Raw genomic sequence first — 9,776 nt, forward strand, 5'->3', positions numbered from 1 at the left:
CGTAGCTGCGAGTGCCATATTTCCCAGCAAGACCAAATCGGACTGTAAAACTATTTGGGGTCTTAAAGGTTTAAAAAATTTTACCCGACAATCTAAACACCCTGTTGTCGCTATTGGAGGGATTAATTCATCAAATATTCACGACGTAATAGCCCAGGGTGTAGATGGTGTAGCCGTAGTTAGTGCTATACACGATCATTTCCATCCTGAACAAGCCGCCTCCCAACTTATTCAAGCAATTAATCAAGGATAATAAATGGATTGCCAAACTACAGAATTACTTTCCCAAATTAAAAACAATAAACCTTTAGTTCTTAATATTACTAACCACGTGACCATGGATTTTGTGGCCAATGGTTTAATTGCACTGGGAGCCTCCCCTATTATGAGCCTCGCGGCTCAAGAAATTAATGAATTAATGCAAATAGCTAATGCCGCGGTAATTAATATAGGAACCTTAAACGATGCATTTATTCCCTTATGTGAAAAAGCATGTGAAGCAGCAAATCAATTAGGTAAGCCCCTTGTACTGGACCCCGTAGGCGCCGGCGCAAGTTACTATCGCACCAAGACTTGTCTTGATTTACTTGAGCGCTTTGCTTTTTCAGTTATTCGTGGCAATGCCAGTGAAATTATGGCGCTGGCAGGCGTAGGCGGAAATACAAAGGGTGTGGATAGTAGTTTTGCTACCCAGCAGGCCGTACAATCGGCAAAGCTTCTAGCGACTCGTTACAATTCTGTAGTAATTATAAGCGGCCAAATTGATACGGTAGTGAGCGTATCAACTATGAAGCAATTTGAATTTGGCTCGTCTCTTATGCCTATGCTAACCGGGTCGGGCTGTTTATTGAGCGCAGTAGTGGGAGCCTTTGCAGCGGTTCATGCCGACTGGTACGCAGCTGCATCATCTGCCGTGGTATTTTATGGAATCTGTGGTGAGCGCGCGGCAAAGCAAGCAGAAGGACCGGGTTCCTTCAAACCGCATTTTCTTGACGCACTAGCATTGATACCTGGAAGAGATTGCTATGCGAGAAATTAACCCTCCTTGTGTAGTAACAATTGCAGGTACAGATCCCTCAGGTGGCGCGGGAATTCAAGCAGACATTAAATCAATTTCTGCAACCGGTAGTTATGCGGCTTCCGTCATAACAGCTTTGGTAGCTCAAAATACCCAAGGCGTACAAGCTATTCAAGCAGTGCCTGATTCATTTGTAGCGCAGCAAATACAGTCCGTATTTAGCGATCTAAATATTAAAGCCGTAAAAATTGGCATGCTTCATGATGCACGCATTATCAATGTAGTTGCCTCAGCATTAAAAAAGCTATCTCCCCCCAATGTGGTAATCGACCCAGTAATGTTTGCCAAAGATGGTTCAGCATTGCTGGATTTAAAAACTATTGCGCTGCTAAAAAAAGAGCTGTTTACCCTAGGTGACCTTCTTACTCCAAACCTCCCGGAAGCAGGGTATTTATTAGGCTCTCCTCTTTCCACATTAACTGATATGGAACAAGGAGCAATATCACTTGGTAAAGAGCTCAATATGAATGTATTAATAAAAGGGGGGCATTTACAAAGTAAATCTGCTGTAGATGTCGTATATATAAGAGACTCGAATAAATGTGAATGGTTCCAAACTGAAAGATACAACACACAGCATACACACGGGACTGGTTGCAGCCTATCATCTGCCATTGCTTCTTTTCTTGCACAGGGGGTATCAATTACTGAAGCAATTGGTTTTGCAAAACGTTACTTAACGAAAGCCATTCGCTCCGGGGCACGTTATCAAATTGGGAAAGGCAAGGGACCTGTTGATCATTTCTACTTCCTTCGTGAGACGCATCATGGTGTTTAGCAAAATGCTTTCTGCAATTACCCCTCACTTACGAGGCCAGATCCATAACCATCCTTTTAATATCGCCCTTTGTAACGGAACCTTACCTTCCGTTGTATTTAATAAATTTCTAGAACAGGATAGGCTTTACCTTGAAGACTTTTCAAAAGCATTGGGGCTTATTGCAAAAAGGCTTACCAAGAGCGCTCACCAAGAAGTATTTCGACACTTATCTCTTTATGTAAGAAATGAAACCCCTTTTCGTCCTGTCACAACTTATAGACCGGAGTTTTTCCCTCCCAGAAGGATTACCATAGCAAAAAGTAATGCCATCAATAATTACACCAGTTTTTTATTAAATACTGCCTTAAAGGCCCCGGTGGAAGTAGCCGCCGCAAGCATCACCCCTTGTTTTTTCCATTATAAAGAATTAGGAGAATGGATGAACCGCTCAGTCCAACCAGATAATCCATATCGTCAGTGGATAAATTCTTATTCAAGCCCACGTTTTATAATTGCTAACCAACGTGTCATTGAAATAATGGAAGAGTTAGGAAGAGGGCTGCAAACAGAAGATCAAAATAAAATGGTGGTGGCATTCGTTAAGGCAACGGAGTTTGAAATTAGCTTTTGGGATAGCTTGTTATCGCATGAAATACAAAGTCAGGTTAAGTGGGCAACTCCGCAAATTTAAGGAATCATCAATTTTCATTTCCTAGACTTTAGAATTTGTACTATTTAGAGTATATTCATTTTCAAATGGAAATAAATTTATAAGGATATAGATTGAAGCGGCAATTTATTTTATTTTTCCTACTCTTTTTCTTCTCTCATTTCACTTATAGCAATACCCCAGAAAATATAACAAGCGATAAACGATTTGTTTTAGGCTTGGACCTTGGCCTTACAGCAAAAGAGCAGCTGGTTAAAAGTACCCGGTTTCCGCTCGGTTACAGTACGTTTATATATACACCCTCTAAAAACAATCCAGCTCGGTATGGAGTTTCATTGGGTCGCATATTTAAGCTTAACTCCTCAAACAATCTGGTTATTGGCTTAGGTTACCATCAATTTAACTCTTTTAATGTAAGTGGAACATTACAGCAAGGAATTTCCCCGCCATTTTTTAATGCGAATTACCAATATACTGTTCAACTGTCACAGTTATTAGCGGAAGCCAAAGTGCAACATCAATGGAGCCCAAGGTGGTATCCTTATTTGACAGCAGGAGTAGGAGGTGGGTTTAATAAAGCCAGGCAGTTTAGTACGACAGTGCCCAGTTATCTAACTGTTACACCTGCTTTTTCCCATCACACTGACAGTTCTTTAAGCTATATGCTTGGAGCAGGCATAGATACGGTATTGCTCCCCAACGTTACTTTCGGTTTGGGTTATGTATTCTCTGATTTAGGGCATGTGGGACTTGATAGTGGCTCTATACTCGGGGGGACGGTACCCAATTACTTAAGCCAATCTCATTTCTATACTAATACCTTTTTAGCACAGCTTAGTTGGTATTTTTAACTATAAGGACAACCGCAATGAATAGGTGGGGAAAATTTTTGTACCATATTTTATTTTCATTACTAATGTCTCTGATTCTTCTCAGTGTAAATAAAGCTGCTACCGCGCAAGATGAACCGCAATTTAATAATATTAGTTCCAATTTACCTTTCTTTATTAAAGCAAAACCCTCCACAATATTACCGACCGAGGTAGCAATAGGGTTTCCTGTTGAAGCGAAGTACCAAATTACCAACCCAAATTCTCTGACCGCTGTAAACGCCTCTATTATATCTGTGCCTGCCCATACTAGTATTCAACCTACAGGGTGCGGATCTCGATTTACTTTAGCTCCCAATGCAAGCTGTACTTTAACACTAAAGATTTCACCAAACGGTTTGCGAGTTGGCAACATTATAAGCGGTGAAGGACCAAGCGTATTAATGGCATGCTGGAATGACGGTATTAGTTGTGCCGGAGTTACCAATAAATCGGATTTATTGCGGGTAGAGGTTATCCCTCCCCCCTCTTTAACCTATCAAACATTATTAGAAGATAAATTAATTAATGCAGATTTATGGGGAGATAAGCCTGAAATCCTATCAGCAAATTATGGCTTTGAAGGAATTGAAGGAGTTCCGGGTAATGAATCAGGAGTTGTTGCTGCTGGTGGCGCCTGGATGATTATCACCACCCCTAATGCCCCCTTTTCCGCTTATACTACTGCGCAAACTCCTTCCGATGTAGCCTTTGGATTTGGCTATGCTACGGACCACGCAGATGCCATGCCAATTTGCTTTAGTTGGCCAGTTCTACCCAGTACCGTAAATCCCACTGATTTTCGTTTAACATTAAATACGGGCCAAGTAGTTCGACCTGAAGTAGCTTCTATAACGCCCAATTTTTTATATAACAAACGGAGTTGTGTTGTTATTTTTGGACAGTTTGGTAACCGTCTCGCCCCGGGGACACGCGGGGCAGTTTATCCTACTAAAGTCACCATAGTAGATAATGGAACCGTCTTAAAGTTAGTTGGACCAAACGGACCAGTCAGTGCAGTAGGTCTATCTAAGTCAAGTGGAAATCCCTATCAGCCGGGAGGCGGACCAAAGTTAATAGGAGCCAAACTAAGTATTATGAATGATGTCGGACAAGATGCGCCGGCTGCATTTAGGAGTAACTTACCCAACGGAGGTACAGCTTTGTACGGTCCTGATGCGCAGTTTCGACTGCGTATTTACACTACAGCCGGGATTTCACCGGACGGAGTCGCAGCAATCCTGCCCACCGATTTCAATAAATATTTTCAAATCCAGGTAGTTGAAGATAATGTCTCAACTATACTAACCGATACCAACATCCCTTATATGTTTTCTGCAGGGTCCATTACTATTGTTGGTTTAGCAGATTTGGGTAAATACGATTTACCGTTGAATGATGCTTATATCGCAGACAGGGATAATTATCTGGATATTATTTTGAAGGGGGATATTGACGCAATGCGGCTAATCAAAGCGGTAATCATTCCCGCTACTGGTGCTTATTCGCCTTTATATAATCCGGGTGGCCCGGGCAATAACCCCACCCCCGGTGTAACTTACACCTATCCGGGACCCGCATGGACGCAACCTGTGACTATCGCACTGGATGATCCACAAACAGTGAATTATCCTTAAAAGGACGCGCTAGCTGTGCCTACTCACCGCATAGCTGGCGATAATCAGAATAAACTTCGCTAAGAATTTGCTTTATATGGGTGCCTTTAACTGGCCAACATAATGTTTTCCAAAAGGTCCAACCTAATGCTCGTATCCAAGTATTTTTATCTAGCGCCAGGGTATTTCTAAAAATATCCCTGCTTTCTCCCGTAAAAAGATTCCAGGCTATTGTTAAATCACAAGCAGGATCTCCGATCGCAAGTTGGCCAAAATCAATTACTGCTTTCAATTGCCCCTTGCATACCAAAATATTTCCGCAAGCAATGTCTCCGTGAACCCATACCGGCGTTCTTTCCCACTGAGAAGAAAGTGCGTCATACCATAACCGCTCTGCAATCTTTTGTTCATCTTTATTTTTAATCCCAGGAATCGCCTGACGTACTTCTTCTTTATATACAGCTAAATCCCCACCGCGAAAGAAGTTATGTAAGCCCGCAACTGGCCCACCTGCAGAGTCAATTTTTTGCAATTCATTTAAAAAAAGACCGAGAGCTTTAGCAAATTTGTTTAAATCCTGAATGCGCTCTGCGCATGCTGTTTCACCTTCAATCCAACGATTAACAGTCCAATGCCAAGGATACACCTCACTTGGCATACCTAAAGCGAGAGGAGTTGTGATTTGACAGGTTGTGATCGCTTGACCTAATAGGGGTAACCATTGGAATTCCTTTACAATCTGAGGGGCATATTCTTTACTACTAGGGAGACGCATCGTCATATCATCCCCTAAATGAAAAGTACGATTATCCCAACCACTTTTTTCAACGGGCCGAATAGCAAGATTTTCCCATTGAGGGAATTGCTCAGAAATTAATTTTTGGGCGAGTTTTTCATTAATATTCAACGTAATCTCCAACTATCTACATATAGTGTGAAAAATCCACACTCCACCAACATGATAAAAGCAGTAGTCAACCTGCAATCTTCTTTGCCATCCTTAATTACTTCTAACTTTAAGCCGCTTGTTTATCATTTGTTAATTGAACAATAATTTGTCATTACATATACTATTGGTTTTCAGTATTCTCCGAGCACACCATGTTACCCGAAAAAAAGCAGAGTGCCATTCAGCCATTAAAAACAATAGGGATAGCCAAAGTGAGACTCCGAAAGGCCGGAGCCTTAGGGAAAGTAGTTGAGGACTTATTAGATAAAGCAATAATTACCTCAAGTACAAAAGCGCTTATGATTGCTAATGCAATACGTGCGCTACCTAAAGACCTTCCTCTGCAAATTGCTCTTAAGGAAGAAATTCAAAAACAACACAGCCCTTTGTATGATGCTTTAAATTTCCATCGGAATTTTATGCCCATTACTTTTTGGGTATACCTTACCTCTCTTTTTATATTTTTTAGTTGCAAAGCCCGCTCTTTACTTATTGCTGAAAATGCTTGTAAAGAATTGGAAAGATCGGGCCAGACTATTCAGTTAACCCCGGAAGCTGCAAAGTATATGCTGGACAATAAACTAACCATTCGCAATAGCCATACAAAACAGCTGGTCTCATTGCATTATGGGCTCAAGTTCTTCCCCGAGCATCACAGCGCTGGCAGCGGCCATTATTGTGTACCTTTATGGACCGTAGCTGTTCCTGGTTTAATGGAAGCTAACTTTAACGATAAAACTGCCGTTAAAGAAATCATCAAAAAATATACAAATTCTTCTGCTCCCTCTCTGGGGAAAGAAGAACAAAACCCACAACATTTACAAAAATTTCTTACCCGTATTAGAGAGTTTATTAGTCCACACGTAGTTTTGGGATATCGTTTTGAGCACCAATTTGATTACGAATTACTTGTTGCCAAAGATGACTTGTACTATTTAGACAATTTCGGCACCTATCCAACCGGAGGAAGAGGATTTCATTCTCATAATAGCGAAAGCATTATTTATCGCGTTACTCTAAACCGCCTTGAAGTTGCGTTCTTAAAAAAAATATTAAAAGGTGAGTATGACGAACAACTTCCAGGGATTACCGAAGCTCCCAGCGAAGTTGCAATCACCGCTCGCCAAACGCTGGCACATCAGGTATGTATTGAGATAATAACCAGAAAACTCGTACAATTTTTAAATGCCGCCGGCAACTTAAAAAATGTTATTTGTTTCAATGACAAAACGCTCCAATCATTACTCCCTATTATAATTAATAGTCCGAAGGGGGAGGTAAGAAGGGTACTAGAGCAAGGCTTGGTTCATGCGCGTCTGCAAGTTGATGAGCTATTAGCTAGTGATAAATACTCTCATACGCCAGCGATAAGGTAATAAAAATCATTTTGGTGGTGTGATTATTGCTTTAAAAGCCCTCCACCAAATACGAATTTATACGAATTTTAATGAAAATAATTCTTACGCCAGCCACATTAAATTAAATGCCTATTATTTTAAATATGGCCAGGTTTTATGCTTATACCTCTCGAAATCATGTGGTTTTATGATTTATTTTGATTGGTCATTTCCCGAAAATGGTCTTTATGAAGGATCAAAAGTTAGCAAATATTGCAACCAAAATTGCTATCCATTCATCATCCAATGTAGATAAAAAACTAGTAGGACTTAATGACCACTACCTAGGAAATCACCTGGGTTTCATTAATCAAAATTTGATGTCGATACCTGAAGAAAGTTATTAGAAGAGAATTAATAATTTTATAGAGTGAATATCCTATTAGTTAGGGAATAGCTCAATGAAGAAAAAACTCATATCAGCAATTGCAATGATTATCATTACATCAGCAGCCCATGCATTAGAGCTTCATAATGCGGTAATTTTAAGGCATCGGACATGGATAAGTGGGAGCGACCACAAAGGGCTAGTTATATCCGCTCATTTGGACAATAAATCTCAAACCTTATCGTCATCCACAGCAAGAGCGAGCACAAATAGCGTATACGGGGTAGTAAACGCTAACATTTACACCCAAGGGTCACATAGTTATTATGTAAATAACACTTCGGGTACTTACCAAACCTACACAGTAGACTTGAAGTTATGCGCCAATTCTATTTATTGCTTTCACGATCAAACGCACATTGGTGTGCAAAAGGGGGGATATTTTTCAAACAACGCAACCAGCTACCTAACTTGTATGTTTTCTTATACAGGAAGTTATCGATTAGAAGCTACAACATCTATCTCTGGTGATACTTCCTCCAGTGATGCTAGCCGAGCCACTATTTATGTTAAACGCTCTTAGTACGTTTATGAAATGGCAATTCATTAAATTAGCTACAGATGCTACCATCTATCATGCAATCGTTACTTTCTTAGTATTAGAATTTAACTTAAGGAAAAACTATGAAAAAATGGCTAATAATCTTATTATTATTTCCACTACCATCGGGTTATGCTATAGAAATGCACAATGCCGTGGTCCTTGATCATAAATCAGAAATTACTGGCGAAGATGACAAAGGGCATGCTGTTAATGGGCATATTGCTATCAGCAATGAAAAAAACTTTAGTATGCAAGAAAAACTTTCAAATAACATTTCTTTAAATACAAAGAAGAAGAAGATTTATCCCAAAAAAACTGCCTAAAAGAAGAATCTTTTTTTTATCAATGACAGAGAAAAAAGGAGGACTTTAATAAAGTAATTATTTTACAGCCTTGCAAATAACTGAGGATGGTATGGAGGAGGCTCTTTAACCAAAACCGGTTTGGGTTTGTTGCAGATAATCTGTAAACACCAAAATGAAACAGGAATCGTTTCAGTACATTTAATTTGTTTTAGATACTCAGCAACAAAATCATTTAAGAACTCTTCTTTTTTTTCTTCTGGAATTTGCTTAATTTGGGCTCCGGATGCACTAAAAAACTCTCGCAACTGTCGTGTAGTTTGAAATGTATAAACCATTTCCTCTTCAATGAACTCAACTATGTGGAGTCCGGCTCTTAATAACATCTCTTTATAATTATCAGGATCAAAAAAATAACGAGGTGATTCAAAATTAGCAAAGTAAGCCTTCCATTTATCACTAGTGCAAAGATTATCCAAAACAATATGATATTCCGATTTTTTATGCGAAAGAAGAATTGCAACTTGTCCCCCAGGTACTAGAGCTATACCAATTCCATCCAATGCGTCTTGCTGCTTACTTACCCAATGTAAACAGTTAAGGGAAACAACCACATCAAATTGTTCTCTAAAAATATTTTTGCTTGCATCCATACAAATAAATCGTAGGTTTTGTCTTGAGTAATGATCTACAGCGTAACCAATCATTTCTTGTGAGATATCTGTTCCGAATACGCAACCATCCTCAACTATAGTTGATATTTCATTGGTAATTAATCCATCTCCACAACCTACGTCTAGAACTCTTGATTTTGGCATAAATGAAACTTTATTTAACACCTTCCTCGCAAAATTATATTGTAAGGCATTATTCTGACTGTATTTCTGTGGATTTTTATAAATGTGGGTAGGCATAACACGAAAAAAATAAAAAAAATAATTTTACTAAATCTCTAACTATAGAGAAACAAAATTTTCTTGTGTTAAACTATTAAACTCCAACTAATGGGTTTTACTTTGAAGTTCGTATTTTCATTACTATCTTCTATTTTCAAAGAAATTAAATCATCAGCATTTATAATTGAATCACTTGATGAAGATCCAAAATCAGGCTTGTTCTTCTTTTGGGTTAAGGTTAAGAATAAAAGCCTTCAACCAATTAGAAAAGATCCTCTGGAATTATTAAGAGAAATTAGATCAAGGA

The 9,776-nt window shown here is 39.3% G+C and carries 10 protein-coding genes; 8 read left to right on the forward strand and 2 right to left on the reverse strand.

Translation table 11 applies throughout. The features are described 5' to 3' along the window. Positions 1-256 precede the first annotated feature (256 nt). From thiM to EL206_RS00565, 5 genes are all read left to right on the forward strand, one after another. On the forward strand, positions 257-1,039 hold the full coding sequence (gene thiM / locus EL206_RS00545; protein WP_058463067.1) for a hydroxyethylthiazole kinase: 783 nt from the start codon (positions 257-259) through the stop codon (positions 1,037-1,039). Next, complete coding sequence (gene thiD, locus EL206_RS00550) at positions 1,026-1,856, forward strand: bifunctional hydroxymethylpyrimidine kinase/phosphomethylpyrimidine kinase (RefSeq protein WP_058463068.1); 831 nt, start codon at positions 1,026-1,028, stop codon at positions 1,854-1,856. The genes thiM and thiD overlap by 14 nt, the downstream gene beginning before the upstream one ends. Next, positions 1,846-2,529 carry a TenA family protein gene (locus tag EL206_RS00555; protein ID WP_084758897.1) on the forward strand — a complete coding sequence of 228 codons (684 nt, stop codon included), beginning with the start codon at positions 1,846-1,848 and terminating at the stop codon, positions 2,527-2,529. Before thiD ends, EL206_RS00555 begins: the two co-directional genes overlap by 11 nt. A gap of 92 nt (positions 2,530-2,621) precedes the next feature. Next, positions 2,622-3,359 carry an outer membrane protein gene (locus EL206_RS00560; protein WP_058463070.1) on the forward strand — a complete coding sequence of 246 codons (738 nt, stop codon included), beginning with the start codon at positions 2,622-2,624 and terminating at the stop codon, positions 3,357-3,359. Between the two features lie 65 nt (positions 3,360-3,424). Then, a complete protein-coding gene (locus EL206_RS00565; protein ID WP_131739599.1) occupies positions 3,425-5,014 on the forward strand; it encodes a phospholipase in 1,590 nt (529 codons plus the stop codon). Positions 5,015-5,033: 19 nt separating this feature from the next. Here EL206_RS00565 and EL206_RS00570 read toward each other — a convergent pair whose 3' ends face one another. Continuing rightward, positions 5,034-5,900, reverse strand: coding sequence for an aminoglycoside phosphotransferase family protein (locus tag EL206_RS00570; protein WP_232048485.1), 867 nt, complete (start codon positions 5,898-5,900; stop codon positions 5,034-5,036). A 194-nt stretch (positions 5,901-6,094) separates the two neighbouring features. Between EL206_RS00570 and EL206_RS00575 the strand changes: the two genes are divergently transcribed. From EL206_RS00575 to EL206_RS00585, 3 genes are all read left to right on the forward strand, one after another. Further along, complete coding sequence (locus EL206_RS00575) at positions 6,095-7,318, forward strand: hypothetical protein (RefSeq protein ID WP_058463072.1); 1,224 nt, start codon at positions 6,095-6,097, stop codon at positions 7,316-7,318. A gap of 422 nt (positions 7,319-7,740) precedes the next feature. Continuing rightward, positions 7,741-8,250 (forward strand): hypothetical protein, encoded by a 510-nt coding sequence (locus EL206_RS00580; RefSeq protein WP_058463074.1) that lies wholly within the window; start codon positions 7,741-7,743, stop codon positions 8,248-8,250. Positions 8,251-8,351: 101 nt separating this feature from the next. After that, entirely contained in the window at positions 8,352-8,594 is a 243-nt protein-coding gene (locus EL206_RS00585; RefSeq protein WP_058463075.1) for a hypothetical protein, read from the forward strand. 62 nt (positions 8,595-8,656) lie between these two features. On the opposite strand, the gene EL206_RS00590 is transcribed toward EL206_RS00585, so the two are convergent. Then, positions 8,657-9,487, reverse strand: a complete 831-nt coding sequence (locus tag EL206_RS00590) for a class I SAM-dependent methyltransferase (RefSeq protein ID WP_084758898.1) — start codon at positions 9,485-9,487, stop codon at positions 8,657-8,659. Positions 9,488-9,776: the final 289 nt, after the last annotated feature.

Origin of the sequence: Legionella adelaidensis (assembly GCF_900637865.1) — a bacterium.
GTDB lineage: Bacteria > Pseudomonadota > Gammaproteobacteria > Legionellales > Legionellaceae > Legionella_A > Legionella_A adelaidensis.